This window comes from Staphylococcus sp. GDY8P196P, assembly GCF_017891705.1.
GTDB lineage: Bacteria > Bacillota > Bacilli > Staphylococcales > Staphylococcaceae > Staphylococcus > Staphylococcus ureilyticus.
Genome location: NZ_JAESJS010000003.1, coordinates 127,905 through 147,453 on the forward strand (window position 1 = coordinate 127,905; position 19,549 = coordinate 147,453).

The following is a 19,549-nucleotide window of genomic DNA, read 5'->3' on the forward strand; positions in this document are numbered from 1 at the left end:
GGTATCAAAAATGAATCGAAATATTAAAGATATTGTGGAAGAAATTGTACCTAAGTTAGAACATTTAACTGAAAAGCAACGTTCAGTGATTGAAAGTGCCCTCGTACTCTTTAGTGAAAAAGGCTATAATCAAACAAGTACAAGTGATATTGCGAAGCGGGCAGGTGTTGCTGAAGGTACAGTATACAAACAGTTTAAAAATAAAGAAGCATTGCTATATGCAGGTTTAGTGCCTATCATAAAAGATAATATAGCGCCAACTGTAGCAGAAGAATTCTTAAATGAATTGAATCGTGCAAGCAACTTGGAAATATTTATAAATACATTTGTGGACAATCGTTCTCAATTTATTTATGAAAATAGAATGCTGATAAAGATATTCTTTAATGAGGCTATGACAAGTAAAACATTTCAATCAGTTTTATTAGAAATATTTAATAAGCGTTTAGTTGCTCATTTAAAGCCGATAATCAATAAGATGATACGTTGTGGTGAAATGCGAGATGTCGAAGCGGAGTTTTTTGTACGTAGTTTAATTGCTCAAACAATCAATTTAAATATAAGTTGTTTAATTGATTTGAATTATCAATGTGACGAAGCGTATGAAAAACATTTACTTTATACAAAAGAAAGTCTTTACTACATGTTTAAAGCCTAACAATATAATAGCTTATTTAAAATAAAGAAAGTAGAACAGAAATGGAAGTTAGCATCTCCGTTCTACTTTTCTTTTTTTATTTTCTAGGTATACCAATAACGTGTCCTAGTTGTGATGGCGGATTAAACGGCGTTTGCATATTAAAAGCTGCTTGTATTTTCTCTAGTATAGGTTGAGGGAACGCCATGCTCCGACGTGTAACTTTACTAACACCTATCATGATAACTTCATATGTAGCAATACGCTCATCATTGTCATTATACATTGTCAGGAATAAATGTACTCTTTTCGCATCATAATCATAAATATGTACTTTAACATAAAAGGCATCATCTAACACAAGTTCTTTTAAAAATGAAATATGTGCCTCCAAACTAAAAATGGTAATTTCATGTGTTTGTCGATAAGAAACATATAAGTCGACTGATTCAAAAAAGCCAACGACAACATCACTGAAAATGGAATAATATTGTGCATCATGCATATGGTTATTATTATCTATCCAAGATGGTTGCACGGTGTTTTTATAAATGTATTCCTCTGCCACAAAATCACTCCTCGAGTAAAAATTAATAGTAACCTATATTATTGTAACAACATTAAACAGTTTAAGTTAGTATTTTGATTGAATCTAAGCATAATTCAGCATTAATTATTAAAAATACGAGCATTGATAAACAAATGTAAGTAAGTTATTATAAAAAATGTAAACGCTTGCATTTTGAATGTTTTAAGTTTATATCAGTATTTATAAATTTAAAATAAAAGATATAAAAATTTTGAATTTAAACAGAATTCGGTAGGTAACAAAGGTTTGGGTGACTAGGAAAAACGGGTACAGACTTAAGGTTCTGTGAAAACCACAAACATATTTTAAGCTCGTTCATCCTATATCAAGATTAAAGATGCAAGCGAGCAAAGTAGTGTTATAGACATTTGTAAATGTTTATAAATGAAATTTAATGTAACTTTAGCGAAGGGGATTTATATGAAAAGGATATTTTTAATAGGTAGTGCATTCATTGGTATCATCGTGGGTGCAGGGTTTGCCTCAGGTCAAGAAATACTACAGTATTTTACTAGCTTTGGAACGTTAGGTATACTCGCGGGAATTGTTTCTACCGTGTTATTCGCTTACGTAGGTATGATGTTAGTTTGGCTAGGTAGTATATTTAAAGCTGAAGGACATAACGACGTGATACATAAATTGACTGGTGGTACAATGTTTGGCAAAGTGATTGCATGGTTAGTAGACATTGTGCTCATTATTGCCTTATTTGGATTTGGTGTCGTTATGCTTGCAGGTGGAGGTTCGAATTTTGAACAACAATTTGGCATACCAGCTGTGTACGGTACCGCTCTTATGGTTATCTTAGTACTTGTATTTGGAATGTTACGTGTGGATAACGTTGTAAAAGTGATTGGTAACATTACGCCGCTATTGATTATCTGTATTGTTATCGTTGCGATATATTGTTTATTTACGATGTCAGGTTCATTTAGTGAATTGGATACATTGGCTAAAAGTCATACCTCAGCTGTCCCACATTGGTTTATCGCAGGTGTGAATTATGTCTCACTTAATGTAGGATTAGGTGCATCAATGTCAATTGTCATGGGAGGCAATGAGAAAAATAGTAAAATAGCGGCATGGGGCGGTTTAGTTGGCGGTATAGTATTAGGTTTAATGATTATGATTAGCCATTTGGCAATTTTTTCTAAGATTGAAACAGTTGGGCACTTGCCGTTACCAATGTTAGGATTAGTCAATGATATTTCACCTATATTAGGCGTATTCATGTCAATCGTTATTTATTTAATGATTTTTAACACATGCCTAGGTATGTTTTACTCATTAGCTACACGTTTCACTGAAATTGAAACGAAACAATTTAAAATATTTTATACGATATTCACTTTAATCGGTTTTGCAATTAGTTTTGCAGGTTTTACAGATTTAATGACATTTTTCTATCCAGTAATTGGTTATATGGGAATCATTATTATAATCGTATTAATTTATGCACCATTTAAGGTGAGACGAATAAAAAAACAAGGTAAATCATTGCAAGATTTGTAAAATATCATATGAAAATAGGTACATATTTTTATAGTGTAAATGTTAAGCTAGCAGGTACGTATAAGAAATGATAACTATTGAAATCCGAAAGGAGCCAATCGCAAATGGTTTATGTGGCATTGTTGTTACTGATAATAGCGATTATATTATTGATTTATTCTATTGCACTGCTGATGGGGAAAGATGGATCATTATTTAGCTTGTTTACACATGAAGAAAAATCATTAAAAAAAGGACAAAAGCTAGCGATTTACATTGCGACAATTATATTGTTAGTAATTAGTATTGTATGGTTGCTAAATATAGTTTAAATGAATGGTAAAAAAGCTATTTAAGCATTACGTGTTGATAAGCTATCACAAATAGCTGACTCAAACACAAAATTTTAGATGTGCAATAGAGGAGGCTGGAACGGAGCACTTTGTCTCAGCCTCTGATTGTTAAATTAGCAGAAACTGACTGGCTCTGATGATATAAATGATAGCCTCAGTCAGGCACGGTCAAAATCAATATGTTGTATAAAAAGAGAACTAATCCATCTTTTGTATGGATTAGTTCTCTTTTGTATAAGTTAATTTGTAAGTCTTATTATTTTTGACGTGAAGGTGGTTGTTTGATATTTGGCACAATGAAAATTAATATTTTCTTAAGAAATTGACTTCTCTATCAAAGATTTGATGTACAACATACGTTTGAACTGCATTTAAAATGCGCTCAATAATTTGTGTTTTATTTGATAGAATTCGAATGCTGAAACCATGTGTTGGCAGTTGCGTAATGCCAAAACGGCAATTATATACTTTTTGATAATGCTTGATGTGATCATATACATCATCAATAAAGGATTGATTTACTTCAGGATGTATGAAATAACATGAGCCTAAATGTGTATAGTCTTCCATATATCCTAGGCCATCAACCTTATTTTTAGTTGGATCAAGTAACAAATTATCAAAAGTTACGAGTTCATTATCAACATAAATTTCATTAAGCAGATGCATATATGTGTATGTGAAGGCTTTGTCTTCTTTTGAATAACCAGGTGTCAGTATATCTGTATAGAACAGTGAACCGCTAGCACTTAAATTAAACGTATTTTGTTGGAAAAATTTGGCGTTTTCAAATGCAATTATAGGATCGCCGACATATTCAATATAACCATTATCTTTAATGGTAAAATTTTGATATTGTTCGACATGATCATTTAATGTTTTATAAATTTTTGTCGCACCTTGTGAAGTTAGCGTTACATGTGCATTTTCTTCTGCTGTAAAATCCATCTTGTAACGGTCACCATCTAAATAACCACCGCCTACATTTACAATATAAAATGTAGGTATATCTGAGCCGTTTAAGTAGACTGGGCGTATGACTTTTAATGCTTTTTCAAAAAAGATATTACGCGCTACAGATTTTCTACCATTATTAAAAATGGTTAAATCTAATATGCCAGTCCATTTTTGTTGTGCATCGGCCATTAAGCTAAACCTTTAAGAAAGACGTCTTGATCAATCCATTCGATAACCTTATCTAAGCCTTCATCTGTTTTAAGATTAGTAAATGCAAATGGTCTTTTGCCTCGGAATGTTTCTGTATCTTCGGCCATACGTTCTAATGAAGCACCAACATATGGAGCTAAATCGGTTTTGTTAATTACAAAGAAATCAGATTTAATCATGCCTTGTCCGCCTTTACGAGGAATTTTTTCCCCTTGGGCAACGTCGATAATATAAATAGAAAAATCGACTAACTCTGGGCTGAAGGTCGCAGCAAGGTTGTCACCGCCAGATTCGATAAAGATTAAATCGATATCGTCATTGCGCTCTTTTAATTCATCGATTGCAGCAAAGTTCATTGAAGCATCTTCACGAATTGCTGTATGTGGGCAGCCGCCTGTTTCGACACCGATAATGCGGTCTGCAGGTAACACACCGGAATTAACTAAAATCTTTTCATCTTCTTTTGTATAAATATCGTTAGTAATGACTCCGATACTAAATTCTTTAGATAATTGTTTTACTAATTTTTCGATAAGTTGTGTTTTCCCTGCACCTACAGGGCCACCGACACCTATCTTAACTGTCTCTGTCATTTTAAATGCCCTCCTAAGATATAAATATTCTTACGTTTACGTTTTCATGTTCCATCTGGTTGATTTCTAATCCGGGTGCAGTGATACCTAGTTGTGATTCATCTAATGTCATAATATGATTTCTCGTATTTTTCATAAAGGGAATCATATCATGCACGATTCTTTGACCAGCAGTTTGTCCTAAAGGAATTGCACGAACGGCGTTTTGTGTTAAACTCGAAACATTTTGGTATAAATAGTAATCGATAATCATTTCAATATCGACACCCAAATGGTGACCGAGTATCGTAAAACAAATCGCAGGATGCAATTTTGCATTTTTATTTTTGTTTTGCGTTTGATACCACTTTAACCATTCACTATCATAAAGTTCTGCTGCTAATTTGACCATGCGGTTACCCATTTGTTTTGAACCTTGTCTGGTTTCTTTAGGTAGGTTTTGTACAAAAAGTATTTTATCTAAATACAAGATTTTTTCTGTGTTCTGATGATTGAGTGCATCATAGACGAGACGCATCGTTAAACCATCAGCAAACGAAAGTTGTTCATTTAAGAATAATTCAAGCCATTGTTTAAATGATGCTTCATCATGAACAATATCTCTTTGGATATATGTCTCAAGTCCGAATGAGTGACTGAAAGCGCCTGTTGGAAATTGAGAATCACAAAATTGAAAAAGGCGCAAATGTGCATGATCAATCATGTGAATGACCTATATGTCTGAATGCTTGATTTACTTTTCTATCTTCGTGGCTATAGGGTATGCCTAATTCTTTCAGTAAATCCTCTACAAGATAGTCATATTGTACAAGCATCTCTGTTTCTGTGAATTGTGCTGGCAAATGTCGATTACCTAATTGATGTGCAATGTCACCCATTTCTTGTAATGTGCGTGGTTTGATAACTAATAAATCTTCTGAATTGACGTCTATAATTATCATATTTGTATCGTCTTGATATAAAATATCACCATATTGTAAATCGATTGGCTGTTTTAAACGAATACCAATTTCATTACCATGATCTGTTGTAACGCGTTGAATACGTTTCACTAAGTCAGAATTTTCAAGGTAAACTTTTTCAACATGTTTGTTTTTTTCATTTTGCGTAAGATTTGCAATATTACCTTTAATTTCTTCGATGATCATACTTTATCCTCCTAAAATAAGAAATAACGTTGTGTTAGTGGCAATTCAGTAGCTGGTTCACTTGTTATTTTCTCGCCATCGACAAATACTTCATAAGTTTGTGGATCCACATCTAGTTTAGGTGTAGCGTTATTATTTTTCATATCTGCTTTAGATAAATTACGAATGTTTTTAACTGGTCTTAATTTACGTTTTAAGCCTAAACTTTTACCAATATCATTTTCGTAAGCTGTAGACGAAACGAAAGTGATGGCAGTACTTTGCATATTACCACCTAATTGGCCGTACATATTACGGTATTTGAGCGGTTCAGAAATTGGAATAGAACCATTAGCATCACCGTTGATTGCTGTACTAATCATACCACCCTTAAGTACTACTTCAGGTTTAACACCGAAGAACGCTGGGTCCCACATCACAATATCTGCGAGTTTACCTTCATCAATAGACCCAACATATTCTGAAATACCATGCGTGATTGCAGGATTAATTGTGTACTTCGCAATATAACGTTTGATTCGATTATTATCGTTATATTCACCGTCTCCTTCAAGTGCGCCACGCTGTTCTTTCATGCGATGAGCCACTTGCCATGTACGTGTAATTACTTCACCCACACGTCCCATAGCTTGAGAGTCTGAACTAACCATACTAAATACCCCTAAGTCTTGTAATACGTCTTCTGCAGCAATCGTTTCTTTACGAATACGTGAGTCAGCAAAAGCGACATCTTCAGGGATGGAAGCGTTAAGATGGTGTGTGATCATAACCATGTCTAAATGTTCATCAATGGTATTGTGTGTGTAAGGCAAGGTAGGGTTAGTGGATGATGGTAAAATATTTGAGTATGAAGCTGACTTAATCAAGTCAGGTGCGTGCCCGCCACCAGCGCCTTCTGTATGGTACATGTGTAACACACGGTCTTTAACTGCAGCCATTGTTTCTTCCATAAAGCCGGCTTCATTTAAAGTATCTGCGTGTAAGGCTACTTGAATGTCATAGTCGTCTGCGACTTGTAGAGCATGATCTAAGGCAGATGGTGTTGCACCCCAGTCTTCATGGACTTTAAGGCCAATGGCACCCGCATGTATTTGTTCTACGAGAGCCGTATGATTAACGGCTTGTCCTTTTCCAGTAAAACCAACGTTTAATGGAATTTGTTCTGCCGCTTCTAACATGCGATGAATATACCAAGGACCTGGTGTAACGGTTGTTGCTTTTGAGCCTTCAGAAGCACCTGTACCTCCGCCAATCAATGTCGTTGTACCACTTTCTAGTGCAACGAGTGATTGTTCTGGGTTAATGAAGTGAACGTGTGTATCAAGGGCACCCGCAGTTATGATTTTACCTTCTGCAGCAATAACATCAGTTGTTGCTCCAATAACAATATCAACATTATCCATAATATCCGGATTGCCTGCTTTACCAATTTTCATAATATAACCATTTTTCACACCGATATCTGCTTTGATTACTTTGTCATAATCTAAGATTAACGCATTAGTAATCACTAAATCTGCAACTTTTTTATCGTCTCTTGTTACGTTAGGGTTTTGAGCCATACCGTCTCGGATGGACTTACCGCCACCGAAAGTAGCTTCGTCACCATAAGTAGCAAAATCTTTTTCGACTTTGGCGAATAAGTTTGTATCACCGAGTCTAACTGAATCACCAATCGTTGGGCCATAAAGACTTGTATATTGAGATTGCGTCATTTTAAAGCTCATTTTTTATACCCACTTTCTTTATTAGCATTATCTTCAGATAAATTAGCTTCATCGATAATTTCTGAGTCTTTAGTATAATCATCAGGTTTAACTACACGGGTTTCGTCTATTGGACCATTTACTTTGCCATGGAAACCATAAATATTACGTTTCCCTTTATATTCTACTAATTGAATTTCTTTTTCATCACCTGGCTCAAAACGAACTGCAGCACCTGCGGGTATATCTAAACGTTTGCCATATGCGTGATCACGATTGAAATCTAAAGCAGGATTCACTTCGTAAAAGTGAAAGTGAGAACCAACTTGTATAGGCCGATCACCTGTATTTTTTACTGTGATGACTGTGGCATGAAGCCCTTTGTTAACATCGATTTCTGTACGCTTAACAATAATTTCACCTGGTTTCATCTAGTATCCTCCTTTAGACTATCGGATGATGGACAGTAATTAATTTTGTACCATCAGGGAATGTTGCTTCAATTTCTAAATCAGTTAACATATCTGCAACACCTTCCATGACATCATCTTCACTTAATATTTGTTTTCCATAACTCATGAGCTCTGCGACTGATTTCCCATCGCGTGCGCCTTCTAATAATTCAAAACTAATGATAGCAGCTGCTTCAGGATAGTTTAATTTTAATCCTCTTTGTTGACGTCTACGTGCTAAATCGGATGCAATGACTAACATTAATTTATCTTGCTCACGTTGTGTAAAATGCACGTTGTTCACTCCCTTTCCAAAACTGTTGAAAACAACACTCATGTATAAGTGTCTACATTTTTATAATAAAGGGTTGCTAGGCTAACTACAAGAATTACACATTAGTGAAAAATGCAAAAATAACAAATTCAGTAAAATTTGAAAGACTTTTAATTATAGGTTGTATGATATAAGATAAATAACGTAAATTTTATAGAAATCAGGTGACATTGTGAATGCGATTCAAATATTATTAAAAAATATCGCGCAGGTTTTGTTGTTGAACAATGCATGGACAGGTTTATTTATCTTAATAGGCCTATTTGTAGGTAGTTGGAAAGTCGGTTTAATGGCACTTATTGCTAGTTTAATATCGTTATTATTAGCTAAACATACGAATTATTCAGAGGAAGAGATTAATAGTGGTTTAGCAGGGTTCAATCCAGTATTGACAGCAATTGCATTAACGTTATTTTTAGTACCTGAATGGTACAGCCTATTGATCGTCTTAGTTGCAATAGTCATAACAATGCCATTAGGATCTGCATTCAGGGAATTTTTCAAACCTTTTGGTGTACCAATGTTAACGATGCCATATGTGTTTGTAAGCTGGGTCGTTTTATTGATGTCTTTCCAATTCAAATTTGTAAATGCAGATGTAAAGATATTGCCTAACACAGTCAAAGAAATTACATTTTCGGGACATCAAATCGATTTTATCAGTGCCTTTTTATCAGGTTTTAGTGAAGTTTTTTTATTGAAAAGTGTTTTGGCAGGTACATTCATTTTAATTGGAATTTTTATTGCTTCCAGAAAAGCAGGATGCTACGCAATGATTGCTAATGTTATTGGCTTTGCAGCAGTTACAATACTCGGTGCAAATCATGATCAGATTAATGACGGTTTATTTGGTTATAATGTCATTCTTACAGTTTTAGCGTTAGGCGTGGCATTTAAAACTAGAATTCCAAGGTATATGAGTATTGTACTGGGTGTTTTACTAACAGTGGTTATACATGCAGGCATGATTACATTGCTAACACCATTTGGATTACCTGTATTTACCTTACCGTTTATTATTGCTACATGGATTATGTTATTCGCAGGCAATAGTATGCGTGTACAAAAATAAGTAACCACTGAGGCATGCGGTTTAATTAAATGTACAAACTAAGTATAATGAAAAAGGATGAACTTTGATTATGCGTTTATTATTTAATAAAAATTGTTGAAAAGAGGTATATTTATGAAAAAAATCATCACAGTATTAGCTTCTGCAGCAGTGATTTTGGCTGGTTGTAGTGGCTCTAACAGCGAGTCTAAAGGCAAAACTTTAGATGTAGAGTTACCTTTGAAAACGACATCTATCGCACCATATGAAACGGATGTGCCTGTGAAAATAGGTGCTGCAGAATCATTGTTTAAAGCGACATCTGATGGCAAAGTTCAAAAGTTGTTAGTTAAATCTTATGATCAAACATCACCGACTCAATTAGATTTAACATTAAAAGATAATATTAAATTCCAAAACGGCAAAAAGGTGACAGGCGAAGCGGTTAAAGCTAGTTTGGAGGAAAGTATTCAAAAAAGTGATTTAGTCAAAGGTTCACTACCAATCAAAGATATCAAAGTGAATGGACAAAAGTTGCAAATCACAACTAAATCCGCATATCCTGAGCTCATTTCAGAATTAGCTAGCCCATTCTCAGCTATTTATGATACTAAAGCTAAAGGAGATATCAATAAAACCCCTGTAGGCACTGGTCCATATCAAATCAAAGATTATAAACAATCACAGAAAATTCAATTGGACCGAAATAAAGATTATTGGCAAGGCAAACCTAAACTAGACCACGTCAATGTTACATATCAAGAAGACGGCAATGCCCGCACGAGTGATTTAGATTCTGGAAAAGCAGATGTTATTACAGATGTACCAGTTGAAAAAGTTAAATCATTAAAAGAGAGTGATAAGACAAAAATTTCATCTGTCTCTGGTTTTAGAACTGGATTATTATTATATAATCACACGAGTGACAAAATGACAAAGCAGGTTCGTGAAGCCTTAGATAAAGTCATTGATCGCAAGCGTATTACAGATAATGTTTCAAAAGGTTATGCAACATCAGCAACTGGACCGTTCAACAATAAACTCGACTTTATAGAAAATAAAGATGTGCAAAAACAAGATATTGCGCAAGCTAAGAAAATAATGAAAGATGCTGGATACAGTGAAGCACACCCATTAAAGCTGACGATATCTACGTATAATGGTCGTCCCGAATTACCTAAAATTGCACAAGTGATTCAGTCAGATGCTAAAAAGGCAAATATTGATATCAAATTACGCAATGTGGATGACATACAGGGGTATTTAAAAGATAAAGAACAATGGGATGCCTCACTTTACAGCTTCGGCACAATCCCTAGAGGAGATACAGGTTATTTCTTTAACCAAGCTTATAAACCCAAAGGTGCAATTAATGCAGGGGGTTATGATAATCATAAGGTCGCAGCATTAATAGATGAGTTAAATAAAACAGTGGATAAAGAAGAACGAAATCGCATTACCAATCAAATCATTGATATTACAAATGATGACATCGCAAACAGTTATATTTCTTACAATGACAATATTGTTGGAATGAATAAGGATGTAGAAAATTTAACTTCAACACCAGAAGGTATTTACCTTATTGATTATAAGGTTGATAAAAAAGAATGATATTAAAACAGATACTTTCTAGAATTGGACAAATGATCATTGTATTGTTTGTCCTTTCTACTATTACTTTTATATTAATGAAACTTACACCCGGAGACCCAGTTGACAAGGTTTTGCACTTAGATGTAGCGAATGTTTCGAGTGATCAAATTGAAGCTACGAAAGAGCGATTAGGGCTTAATCAATCCCCGGTAATGCAATATTTTCAATGGTTAGGTCAAATAATACAATTGAACTTTGGTACCAGTTATCAAACTGGTGAACCTGTGATTAAGGAATTGATTTTCTATACACCTCCAACCTTAACGATTGCAATATTAACGATAGTTATCGTATTTCTAGTTGCCATTCCTTTGGGTATGTTAGCAGCTAAGCGTTATCATACTTGGGTAGATACATGGATAAGAATACTGACTTCATTTACAGTAAGTGTGCCTTCCTTCTTTTTAGGAACGATATTAATTTATATATTTGCACAACGATTAAATATACTTCCTTCATCAGGTTTAGATTCCATTGCTGGTTATATATTACCTGTCATTGCATTGAGTGTTGGAATGAGTGCATATTATGTAAGATTGATGCGTTCGACTTTAGTTGAATTGTATCAATCTAAAGAAGTTGAAGCGGCTAGATTAAGAGGGATGTCAGAACAATATATATTATGGAAAGATTTATTTAAGCCAGCTATTATTCCCGTGATTACTGTATTAGGAATGTCTGTTGGGAGTTTAATTGGTGGTACGGTAGTGATTGAAAATTTATTTGGTATACCGGGCCTAGGTCACTTTCTTGTGGATAGTATTAGAGCGAGGGACTATCCGGTAGTACAAGGTGCCGTTATCATGATTGGATGCTTTGTGGTGTTAGCCAATACGATTAGTGATTTGTTACTTTTATGGATCGATCCTAAACGTCGTTTTAATAAAATCAATGATAAATTAAAACGCCACGGTCAGGATGGTGATATGGAATGAAAGACATGAATAAAAGCAGTTTTATCTTTTACGTGTTTGGTATATACGTATTGTTGCTCATCATTGCTCAATTTTTTATTTCAACAGATAGTGCTTTGGAGGTACATTTGAATCATACACTAGAGCTTCCTAGTAGTTCACATTGGCTAGGTACAGATGATTATGGTCGCGATTTACTAGCAAGAGTAATCATAGGTGCTAGATATACATTAATCATCAGTTTAATCACATTGTTAATTACTGTAATAATCGGTGTACCATTGGGGCTTTTAGCAGGTTATAAAAAAGGCTTTGTTAATACTGTAATTATGCGTGTTATTGACATAGGATTAAGTATTCCAGAGTTTGTGTTAATGATTGCTATGGCAAGTTTCTTTAAACCTAGTATTTGGAATTTAGTGATAGCAATTACGATTATAAAATGGATGACATACACGCGACTGACACGTTCGATTGTAAGTAGTGAAATAGGGAAACCATATATTCAAATGGCTAAACTATTTAATGTACCAACACATCGTATTATTATTAAACATTTTTTCCCACAAGTGATGCCATCTGTGATTGTTTTAATGACCGTAGACTTTGGGAAGATTATACTTTATATTTCTTCACTCTCATTTCTAGGTTTAGGTGCACAACCACCTTCACCAGAGTGGGGGGCAATGTTAAATGCAGGTAGAGATTATATCAGTTCATATCCTTTACTATTGATTGTACCAGCATTTCTAATCACATTAACTATTTTATTGTTTAATTTAACTGGTGATGCATTGAGAGATAAACTTTTAAAAAGAAAGCGTGATGTAGATGGCTAATAGTAACCTTTTAGCAATAGCGAACTTAACCATCACAGATAACAGCGGACAAAGACTTGTAGATCAACTTGATTTAGCATTACGAAAAAGTAAAGTGAATGTTTTGGTGGGTGAAAGCGGTTCTGGAAAAAGTTTAACTGCAAAAGCACTTGTGCAACAAGTTCCTAATATGCTAACCACACATTTTGATTCACTAGTTTACAAAGGGCAATCCATCACAGGTGTGCGTAATTTACTAGGAAAAGAAATTGGATTTATATCTCAGGATTATACACATAGTTTTAATGATCATACAAAATTAGGTAAGCAATTACTTGCGATTTATAAAATGCATTATAAGGTAGACAAAACAACGGCTAAAAAGTTTGTAAAACAAGCACTTAAATGGGTGGATTTAGATCCAGAAACAGTGATGCCGCGTTATAGATTTAACTTGTCAGGAGGTCAACTTGCAAGGGTGCAAATCGCCAGTGTTTTAATGTTAAAGCCAAGTGTTATTATCGCTGATGAACCTACAGCATCATTAGATGCAATCACTGGTTATAATGTGATGCATTTAATCAAGCACTTAGCGGAAGTCCATAAGGTGACTTTATTGATGATTACACATAATTTATCTCATGTGCTCGATTTTAGTGACTGGATTAGTGTTATTCAACATGGTAAGGTCATAGACTTTAACCATGTACAAGCATTTAAAGATGGGAATGTAAAACCATATAGTCTTAAATTATTTGATGCGCGTAGTCAGTTAAGGAAGGATGGCATAAATGATTAAGTTGAAACAGGTTAACTTTGCATATAAAAATGCGCCTATTTTAAAAAATATTAATTTAACTATATCTCCAAATGAAAAACTAGGTATTGTTGGTGAAAGCGGTTCTGGTAAGACGACTTTGGCCCATATCATGCTAGGATTATTAACTGATTACCAAGGTTATTATTCAACACAAGGATTAAGTATGCTTCCAATATTCCAACATGCATATGACAGCTTTAATCCCAAATTCAAAATACAAACCGCGCTTGAAGAGCCATTACGATATTACAAAGGTTCACAATCAACATCAGATATTCGCTCAAACCTAAAATATTTAATGTCATACATGCAGTTAGAAGAAGCATTATTACAAAAATTTCCAGACGAGTTAAGTGGTGGTCAGTTACAACGATTTAACACCATACGCACGTTAATGCTAGAACCTGATATGTTAATCTGTGATGAAATAACAGCGAGCTTAGATGTCATCGCTGAACAAAGAATGATAAAAGTTTTGAAAGATTACTGTGATCAAACAAACAACGGCATCATTATGATTTCTCATGATATCGCATTTTTAAATCAATTTGTTGAGCGTATTGTTGTTATGAAAGATGGAGAAATTGTCGATGATTTTATGATTACTGATTTATTTTCTGAAGATCGCCATCATTATACGAAAGCGCTACTTTCTCTATATTAAGCTGGGCAATAATTAAAGTACAATCAACAAATTTTTGTGGTTTGCTCAATATAAATGAAGTATAATATATAATTAAGCTCAGTTTAAATTGTAATTATATGAAAAGGGGATATTTAGAAATGAAAAAATTATTATTACCATTACTTGCACTTATTTTGGTATTAGCAGCATGTGGTAATCAATCAAATAATGAATCATCAAAAAGTAAGAAAGAAACAAAGACGTATGTTCAAGATTCAGGGGATAAAGTGAAAATTCCTAAAAAACCTAAACGCATTGTCGTACTGGGGGCTACTTATGCAGGTGGCTTAAAACAACTTGATGGGAACATAGTAGGTGTAGCTAACATCGTGAATGATAGCAAAGTGTTAAAAGATAAATTTAAAGATGTCAAAAAAGTAGACGCAGAGAATGTGGAAAGTGTCGCAAAATTAAAACCAGATTTAATTATTACTTACAATACAGATAAAAATTTAAAAAAATTAAATAAAGTTGCTCCTACAATTGCTTTTGATTATTTGAAACATGATTACAAAGAGCAACATCAAGAATTAGGGAAAATTATAGGTAAGGAAAAACAAGCGAATGCATGGATTGATAAATGGGATAAAAAAACAAAAAATGATGGTAAAACAATAAAAGAAGCTATTGGTGAAAACACAACAGTTTCAATTATTAAAGATTTTGATAAAAAAGTGTATGCACTCGGTAAGACATACGGTCATGGTAGTGAAGTGTTGTATGATGCATTTGGCTTGAAAATGCCAGAAAATGTTGAAAAAGCTACTAAGAAAAATGATTTAGCTGATATATCTGAAGAGGAAATTCCAGATATGGCGGGTGATTACGTGGTTACACCTGTCGCTAAAGGAACTAAATTATCTTTTGAAAATAAAGATCTATGGAAAAGTACCGAGGCTGTCAAAAATGGACATACAATTAAAGTAGACGAGGGTATTTATTGGCTAAATGATCCTTACTCTTTAGAATATGAACGTAAAGATTTGAAAGATCAATTATTGAAAAAGCAATAAATATAAACCGGATTAATTTTATAAATTAAAACCATTTTAGTTACTATTAACAGTTTAAACACTAATAGAATTGAACTTATTTTATTAGTAGTTGTTGTTAGTACACTAAAATGGTTTTTGTATTATGCTCAATGATAAATAATGTCCTAATTATATAGGGTTGATGAAAGTATATATAATTTTTAAAATGTTTTAAAATGAATGTAGGCAAATGGTTTAGAAAATAACAAAATGATTAGCTGTATATAGTAAGGGATGTGAGTATCTAGTCTTTAACTCGATATTTTTATCCTTTAAACTAGAAAGAAAATGCTAAAATGTTGAGTATATTGAATGATATAGATTGCCAAATTTATTGTTGAAGCCAAGTATTTATATAGGTAGTGTTAGACAAAACCCAGAAGCTAGAATTAATATTTTTTGTACAACATCATTTAAAAATTAATTAATGAACTAAAGAAACTTTCAAATGTATGGTTAGTGGGGAGATATATCATGAAAAAAGAACAAAAAGTGGATAACTGGATTAAAATGACGAAATATATACATTATATTGAAGCGATGATCGAGAGGAAATTGAAAGAACAATACCATCTAAGTATTAAAGAGTTTTATGTATTATATGAAATTTATAAGTCAAAAAATAAAAAATACAAGATCAATGATTTGATAAAAGTGGTTGATTTAAGTCAAAGTGCGATGTCTAGACTTATTGTAAGGATGGAAAATACAGAGACTGCGCTTGTATATAGACAAGAGTGTGTAGAAGATCAACGAGCCATGTATATTTACTTAACTAGTAATGGAGAAAAAGTAACCCAAAAAGCACTTCATACTTACGACCAATTATTAAAGCAAGTGAATTTAAAGAGTATTAGAACACTAGCAAAAATGGATGATAGTGATTAATGTTTGTCGTATGAAATAAAAATTTTAAAACTTTACGCTATTGAAATGTAAAAATGATTAAGTCATGCGTTCTAATGTATTTTATGTTTTACTATAAGTGTGTAATACATTGAAAAATTTGAAAAGGGAGAGAATGCTGATGGAAATTAACGCTGCATGGCTCAATTTACCAGTACAAGATTTGGAAGCAAGTGAAAAATTTTATGATACGATTGGGTTTACAATCAAAAAACATAAAGACATGATGAATAAAATGCGAGGTATTCAAACGAAAGATGGCCAAATCATTATGCTGATAGAAAAAGAACAATTTGAAAATGTTTCTAGACTTTCATCTATAGGTAGTAATGAAGCATTAGTATCACTTTCAGTTTCAACAAAACCTGAAGTTGATACGTTGGTTTCATTGGTTGAACAGGCAGGTGGAAAAGTACTCGAAACGGGCACAGAACATGAAGGGTATTATGGGGCGTTATTTAGTGATATAGATGGCCATTTGTTCAATGTTATTGTAATGTAATGACTTACAAGACAATCTCATCTTTGAATGATTTGTACAGGAATGGAAGGTGTAACATTTGATAAAAGCAATAGCGGTAGATAAAGATGGTACTTTTTTTAAATCTGATAATACCTTTGATGAAGCTTATTTCAATAAAATTTTTAAGAGCATGATGGACAGGGATATGAAATTTATCATTGCTAGTGGAAACCAATATGCGCAATTGCGTTCGTTTTTTCCTGACAAAGATCAGCAGATAGCATATATAGCCGAAAATGGTGCAGTGACGTATCAAAATAACAAGTTAGAAGCGGCTGAATATTTTGATCAACAATTGGTTTTTGACGTTTTGAATTTGATCATTAATCATTATCATATTGAAGATATTGTGTTAAGTGGAGTTAAAACGGCTTATGTATTAGAAAGTGTGAGTAACGACTTTTTATCATTTTTATATAAATATTATTTTAATATAACAAAAGTTACAGACTTTAACACAATTAATCAAGATAAATTTGTTAAAATTGCGCTTAGAATTAAAGACCCACTACTTTTAGATGAAGTGATGAGAGGCTTGACTGAACAATACGGAGAAGAAATAAAGCCAGTAACGAGTGGAAATGATAGTTTAGATTTAATATTACCTAAAGTGAATAAAGGTGTGGCGATTAAAACACTTTTAGATAAATGGAAGATTCAACCTCATGAATTGATGGCTTTTGGAGATGCAAATAATGATATAGAAATGTTAGCTATGACGCCAAATAGTTATGCAATGGCTGAATGTAGTCCAGAAGTGGCTGAAGTCGCAAATTACAGAGCGCCATCTAATGATGAATCAGGTGTGTTGCAAGTCATTGAACGATATTTAAAACAAGCTAACAATATGACAAACTAACACAATGACAAAAAACTCATTATTCCATTACGACATATCCTTACGAGAGATTTGTTAACAGAATAATGAGTTTTATTAATGGTGTAACATTATTTTATAATAAGTACAGGAATATTTGCGCTATTAGCGATTTTATGAGTGACATTACCTAGTACATTTTTTATGTCTGGTTTGGCACGTTTATTACTCATAACGACGATATCATAGTTGTTTTCTTCGATTTCATTTAATATTTCTTGTTTAATGTAGCCAGAACGAAACTTCACTTGGATTTTTAAGCCAAGTGATTCTAGTTTTTCTACAAAAGGTGATAACTCTTTGCCTTTTTCTTCAGCTAATTCTTCAAAATGTTTGCCATCATAGCGAACTGAGGTTTGTAAATCACCTTCAGGTATCACGTTGAAAATAGTGATTTTTGCATTATCAACACCAGTAGTTAAATTTTGTAATTCTTGAGGAACATTATTAAAAGAATTATCAAAGTCATAGGCTAATAATATATTTTTATACATTTTAGCGCCTCCTTCAGTAATTATTTACCCTATATAATAAAAAATTATCATAATTTCACTATTAATATTTTACAATAAATAATTCGATTAGAAAAACTAAAATATTTTACACATCTAATCCTATGATATCACTGACATGATTGTATCCATTGTTTTGCAAATATTGTACGAGTTGTTTGTTCATCTTTTTAGTTAATCCGGGGCCTTCAAATACGAGAGAACTATAAATTTGCACCAATGATGCACCATGACGTAACATTTTGATGACATCATTCACTGTGAAAATACCGCCCGTACCAATGATTAAAAACTGCCCCTGCGTTTCCCTATATGCTTGTGCAATAAGTTTTAAATTACGTTCGAATAAAGGTTTACCACTTAACCCACCGGTTTCTTTTTGATTAATGGAGTGTAACTGTTCGCGTTTTTGCGTAGTGTTAGCTAAAATGATGCCATCAAACGTTTGTGTGATGGGTTTAAGCATTTGTGATAAACCTTCTGGACTAAGATCAGATGTTAATTTAATAAAAATAGGTACATCTAGTTCATGCTGGATTTTGTAATTTTGTATAGCAGAACATAATTGAGAAAATTCATTTTTATCATGAAAACTTTGCAAGTTTTCCGTGTTAGGCGAACTGATATTAACAGTGAAAAATGTAACGTCATTTTTAAATGTGTCGATGACTTTTATATAATCTTGATAACGTGATTCATATGGTGTTGTTTTATTTACACCTACATTTATACCAATAGGTGTATGGTAACTAAATTTTCTTAAGTTGCTCAATGCTTTGTTCATACCTAAATTGTTGAATCCCATACGATTGATCAGAGCATGGTCCTCTACTAAACGATACATGCGTGGTTTAGCATTGCCAGGTTGTGGTTTAGGTGTTATTCCACCTAATTCTAAAGCACCAAAACCTACTTTATCTAATGCTTTAGGAACTTCACAAGATTTATCAAATCCTGCAGCTAATCCAATTGGATTTTCAAAATGTATCCCTTTCATATTTTGCGATAATATCGGATGTTGATAATGAAATAATTTTTCAAGTATCGGCAACAATTTAGTATGCTTTTGTGGGATTTTAAGAGCATTTATCGTCATGCCATGTGCCTTTTCAGGGTCTAATTGAAATAATATAGGTTTAATTAACTTGTACATGTTGTCATCGCTCCATTTGTTTAAATTAGTAGTAGATGAAATGATTTGTCTTTAATAGACTAGCATTTTAGCATTCATATGCCTAGTGTAAATAAGTAATGTTAATACAACCTTCAAATTATCGGGGAAG

The 19,549-nt window shown here is 33.2% G+C and carries 23 protein-coding genes; 13 read left to right on the forward strand and 10 right to left on the reverse strand.

From position 1 onward, the window contains the following. Positions 1-10 precede the first annotated feature (10 nt). Positions 11-658 carry a TetR/AcrR family transcriptional regulator gene (locus KA814_RS00625; protein ID WP_064209207.1) on the forward strand — a complete coding sequence of 216 codons (648 nt, stop codon included), beginning with the start codon at positions 11-13 and terminating at the stop codon, positions 656-658. Positions 659-734: 76 nt separating this feature from the next. Here the strand turns inward: KA814_RS00625 and KA814_RS00630 are convergent, their stop codons facing one another. After that, a complete protein-coding gene (locus tag KA814_RS00630; protein WP_046206684.1) occupies positions 735-1,205 on the reverse strand; it encodes a thioesterase family protein in 471 nt (156 codons plus the stop codon). A 441-nt stretch (positions 1,206-1,646) separates the two neighbouring features. Here KA814_RS00630 and KA814_RS00635 point away from each other — a divergent pair, with 441 nt between their 5' ends. Together KA814_RS00635 and KA814_RS00640 are read left to right on the forward strand one after the other, a co-directional pair. Beyond that, entirely contained in the window at positions 1,647-2,738 is a 1,092-nt protein-coding gene (locus tag KA814_RS00635) for a YkvI family membrane protein (RefSeq protein ID WP_046206685.1), read from the forward strand. A 104-nt stretch (positions 2,739-2,842) separates the two neighbouring features. Then, on the forward strand, positions 2,843-3,049 hold the full coding sequence (locus KA814_RS00640) for a hypothetical protein (RefSeq protein WP_046206686.1): 207 nt from the start codon (positions 2,843-2,845) through the stop codon (positions 3,047-3,049). Positions 3,050-3,373: 324 nt separating this feature from the next. Here KA814_RS00640 and KA814_RS00645 read toward each other — a convergent pair whose 3' ends face one another. The 7 genes from KA814_RS00645 to KA814_RS00675 are packed head-to-tail and all read right to left on the reverse strand — an operon-like array spanning position 3,374 to position 8,431. Continuing rightward, entirely contained in the window at positions 3,374-4,216 is an 843-nt protein-coding gene (locus KA814_RS00645; RefSeq protein WP_046206687.1) for an urease accessory protein UreD, read from the reverse strand. Continuing rightward, the gene (gene ureG / locus KA814_RS00650; protein ID WP_046206688.1) at positions 4,216-4,830 is read right to left on the reverse strand and encodes an urease accessory protein UreG; all 615 of its coding nucleotides are present in this window, start codon (positions 4,828-4,830) and stop codon (positions 4,216-4,218) included. The genes KA814_RS00645 and ureG overlap by 1 nt, the downstream gene beginning before the upstream one ends. Positions 4,831-4,843: 13 nt before the next feature. Next, positions 4,844-5,533, reverse strand: coding sequence for an urease accessory protein UreF (locus tag KA814_RS00655; RefSeq protein ID WP_064209208.1), 690 nt, complete (start codon positions 5,531-5,533; stop codon positions 4,844-4,846). After that, on the reverse strand, positions 5,526-5,978 hold the full coding sequence (gene ureE, locus KA814_RS00660; RefSeq protein WP_064209209.1) for an urease accessory protein UreE: 453 nt from the start codon (positions 5,976-5,978) through the stop codon (positions 5,526-5,528). Before ureE ends, KA814_RS00655 begins: the two co-directional genes overlap by 8 nt. Before the next feature lie 11 nt (positions 5,979-5,989). Continuing rightward, positions 5,990-7,705, reverse strand: coding sequence for an urease subunit alpha (ureC, locus tag KA814_RS00665; protein WP_064209210.1), 1,716 nt, complete (start codon positions 7,703-7,705; stop codon positions 5,990-5,992). Then, positions 7,702-8,115, reverse strand: a complete 414-nt coding sequence (locus KA814_RS00670) for an urease subunit beta (RefSeq protein ID WP_046206692.1) — start codon at positions 8,113-8,115, stop codon at positions 7,702-7,704. Before KA814_RS00670 ends, ureC begins: the two co-directional genes overlap by 4 nt. 13 nt (positions 8,116-8,128) lie before the next feature. Continuing rightward, positions 8,129-8,431, reverse strand: coding sequence for an urease subunit gamma (locus KA814_RS00675; protein ID WP_046206693.1), 303 nt, complete (start codon positions 8,429-8,431; stop codon positions 8,129-8,131). Positions 8,432-8,642: 211 nt separating this feature from the next. Between KA814_RS00675 and yut the strand changes: the two genes are divergently transcribed. The 10 genes from yut to KA814_RS00725 all read left to right on the forward strand — a co-directional run bounded on the left by yut (position 8,643) and on the right by KA814_RS00725 (position 17,736). Next, positions 8,643-9,542 carry an urea transporter gene (gene yut / locus KA814_RS00680; protein WP_064209211.1) on the forward strand — a complete coding sequence of 300 codons (900 nt, stop codon included), beginning with the start codon at positions 8,643-8,645 and terminating at the stop codon, positions 9,540-9,542. 114 nt (positions 9,543-9,656) lie between these two features. Beyond that, positions 9,657-11,135, forward strand: a complete 1,479-nt coding sequence (gene nikA / locus KA814_RS00685) for a nickel ABC transporter substrate-binding protein (RefSeq protein WP_107521815.1) — start codon at positions 9,657-9,659, stop codon at positions 11,133-11,135. Beyond that, positions 11,132-12,112 carry a nickel ABC transporter permease gene (gene nikB / locus KA814_RS00690; RefSeq protein WP_064209213.1) on the forward strand — a complete coding sequence of 327 codons (981 nt, stop codon included), beginning with the start codon at positions 11,132-11,134 and terminating at the stop codon, positions 12,110-12,112. The genes nikA and nikB overlap by 4 nt, the downstream gene beginning before the upstream one ends. Beyond that, complete coding sequence (gene nikC, locus KA814_RS00695) at positions 12,109-12,930, forward strand: nickel transporter permease (protein WP_064209214.1); 822 nt, start codon at positions 12,109-12,111, stop codon at positions 12,928-12,930. Before nikB ends, nikC begins: the two co-directional genes overlap by 4 nt. Beyond that, complete coding sequence (locus KA814_RS00700) at positions 12,923-13,708, forward strand: ATP-binding cassette domain-containing protein (RefSeq protein WP_064209215.1); 786 nt, start codon at positions 12,923-12,925, stop codon at positions 13,706-13,708. The genes nikC and KA814_RS00700 overlap by 8 nt, the downstream gene beginning before the upstream one ends. After that, a complete protein-coding gene (locus KA814_RS00705; RefSeq protein ID WP_064209216.1) occupies positions 13,701-14,393 on the forward strand; it encodes an ABC transporter ATP-binding protein in 693 nt (230 codons plus the stop codon). The genes KA814_RS00700 and KA814_RS00705 overlap by 8 nt, the downstream gene beginning before the upstream one ends. Positions 14,394-14,512: 119 nt before the next feature. Continuing rightward, positions 14,513-15,427: an ABC transporter substrate-binding protein gene (locus KA814_RS00710; protein WP_046206700.1), complete on the forward strand. Its 915-nt coding sequence runs from the start codon at positions 14,513-14,515 to the stop codon at positions 15,425-15,427. 495 nt (positions 15,428-15,922) lie between these two features. Beyond that, the gene (locus tag KA814_RS00715) at positions 15,923-16,336 is read left to right on the forward strand and encodes a MarR family winged helix-turn-helix transcriptional regulator (protein WP_064209217.1); all 414 of its coding nucleotides are present in this window, start codon (positions 15,923-15,925) and stop codon (positions 16,334-16,336) included. Between the two features lie 139 nt (positions 16,337-16,475). After that, entirely contained in the window at positions 16,476-16,856 is a 381-nt protein-coding gene (locus KA814_RS00720; RefSeq protein WP_064209218.1) for a VOC family protein, read from the forward strand. 58 nt (positions 16,857-16,914) lie between these two features. Further along, positions 16,915-17,736, forward strand: coding sequence for a Cof-type HAD-IIB family hydrolase (locus tag KA814_RS00725; RefSeq protein ID WP_064209219.1), 822 nt, complete (start codon positions 16,915-16,917; stop codon positions 17,734-17,736). 89 nt (positions 17,737-17,825) lie between these two features. Here the strand turns inward: KA814_RS00725 and KA814_RS00730 are convergent, their stop codons facing one another. Continuing rightward, positions 17,826-18,248 carry a universal stress protein gene (locus tag KA814_RS00730; protein ID WP_046206704.1) on the reverse strand — a complete coding sequence of 141 codons (423 nt, stop codon included), beginning with the start codon at positions 18,246-18,248 and terminating at the stop codon, positions 17,826-17,828. Positions 18,249-18,354: 106 nt separating this feature from the next. Beyond that, entirely contained in the window at positions 18,355-19,419 is a 1,065-nt protein-coding gene (locus KA814_RS00735) for a quinone-dependent dihydroorotate dehydrogenase (protein WP_064209220.1), read from the reverse strand. Positions 19,420-19,549: the final 130 nt, after the last annotated feature.

Excerpts from the sequence above, each read along its gene's own strand:
- nikC (WP_064209214.1), top strand. The coding sequence starts at position 12,109 with ATGAAAGACATGAATAAAAGCAGTTTTATCTTTTACGTGTTTGGTATA.
- KA814_RS00700 (WP_064209215.1), top strand. The coding sequence starts at position 12,923 with ATGGCTAATAGTAACCTTTTAGCAATAGCGAACTTAACCATCACAGAT.
- ureC (WP_064209210.1), bottom strand. The coding sequence starts at position 7,705 with ATGAGCTTTAAAATGACGCAATCTCAATATACAAGTCTTTATGGCCCA.
- KA814_RS00705 (WP_064209216.1), top strand. The coding sequence starts at position 13,701 with ATGATTAAGTTGAAACAGGTTAACTTTGCATATAAAAATGCGCCTATT.
- KA814_RS00715 (WP_064209217.1), top strand. The coding sequence starts at position 15,923 with ATGAAAAAAGAACAAAAAGTGGATAACTGGATTAAAATGACGAAATAT.
- KA814_RS00735 (WP_064209220.1), bottom strand. The coding sequence starts at position 19,419 with ATGTACAAGTTAATTAAACCTATATTATTTCAATTAGACCCTGAAAAG.
- ureE (WP_064209209.1), bottom strand. The coding sequence starts at position 5,978 with ATGATCATCGAAGAAATTAAAGGTAATATTGCAAATCTTACGCAAAAT.
- KA814_RS00670 (WP_046206692.1), bottom strand. The coding sequence starts at position 8,115 with ATGAAACCAGGTGAAATTATTGTTAAGCGTACAGAAATCGATGTTAAC.
- KA814_RS00720 (WP_064209218.1), top strand. The coding sequence starts at position 16,476 with ATGGAAATTAACGCTGCATGGCTCAATTTACCAGTACAAGATTTGGAA.
- KA814_RS00645 (WP_046206687.1), bottom strand. The coding sequence starts at position 4,216 with ATGGCCGATGCACAACAAAAATGGACTGGCATATTAGATTTAACCATT.
- ureG (WP_046206688.1), bottom strand. The coding sequence starts at position 4,830 with ATGACAGAGACAGTTAAGATAGGTGTCGGTGGCCCTGTAGGTGCAGGG.
- KA814_RS00635 (WP_046206685.1), top strand. The coding sequence starts at position 1,647 with ATGAAAAGGATATTTTTAATAGGTAGTGCATTCATTGGTATCATCGTG.
- KA814_RS00625 (WP_064209207.1), top strand. The coding sequence starts at position 11 with ATGAATCGAAATATTAAAGATATTGTGGAAGAAATTGTACCTAAGTTA.
- KA814_RS00640 (WP_046206686.1), top strand. The coding sequence starts at position 2,843 with ATGGTTTATGTGGCATTGTTGTTACTGATAATAGCGATTATATTATTG.
- KA814_RS00710 (WP_046206700.1), top strand. The coding sequence starts at position 14,513 with ATGAAAAAATTATTATTACCATTACTTGCACTTATTTTGGTATTAGCA.
- nikB (WP_064209213.1), top strand. The coding sequence starts at position 11,132 with ATGATATTAAAACAGATACTTTCTAGAATTGGACAAATGATCATTGTA.
- KA814_RS00730 (WP_046206704.1), bottom strand. The coding sequence starts at position 18,248 with ATGTATAAAAATATATTATTAGCCTATGACTTTGATAATTCTTTTAAT.
- KA814_RS00655 (WP_064209208.1), bottom strand. The coding sequence starts at position 5,533 with ATGATTGATCATGCACATTTGCGCCTTTTTCAATTTTGTGATTCTCAA.
- nikA (WP_107521815.1), top strand. The coding sequence starts at position 9,657 with ATGAAAAAAATCATCACAGTATTAGCTTCTGCAGCAGTGATTTTGGCT.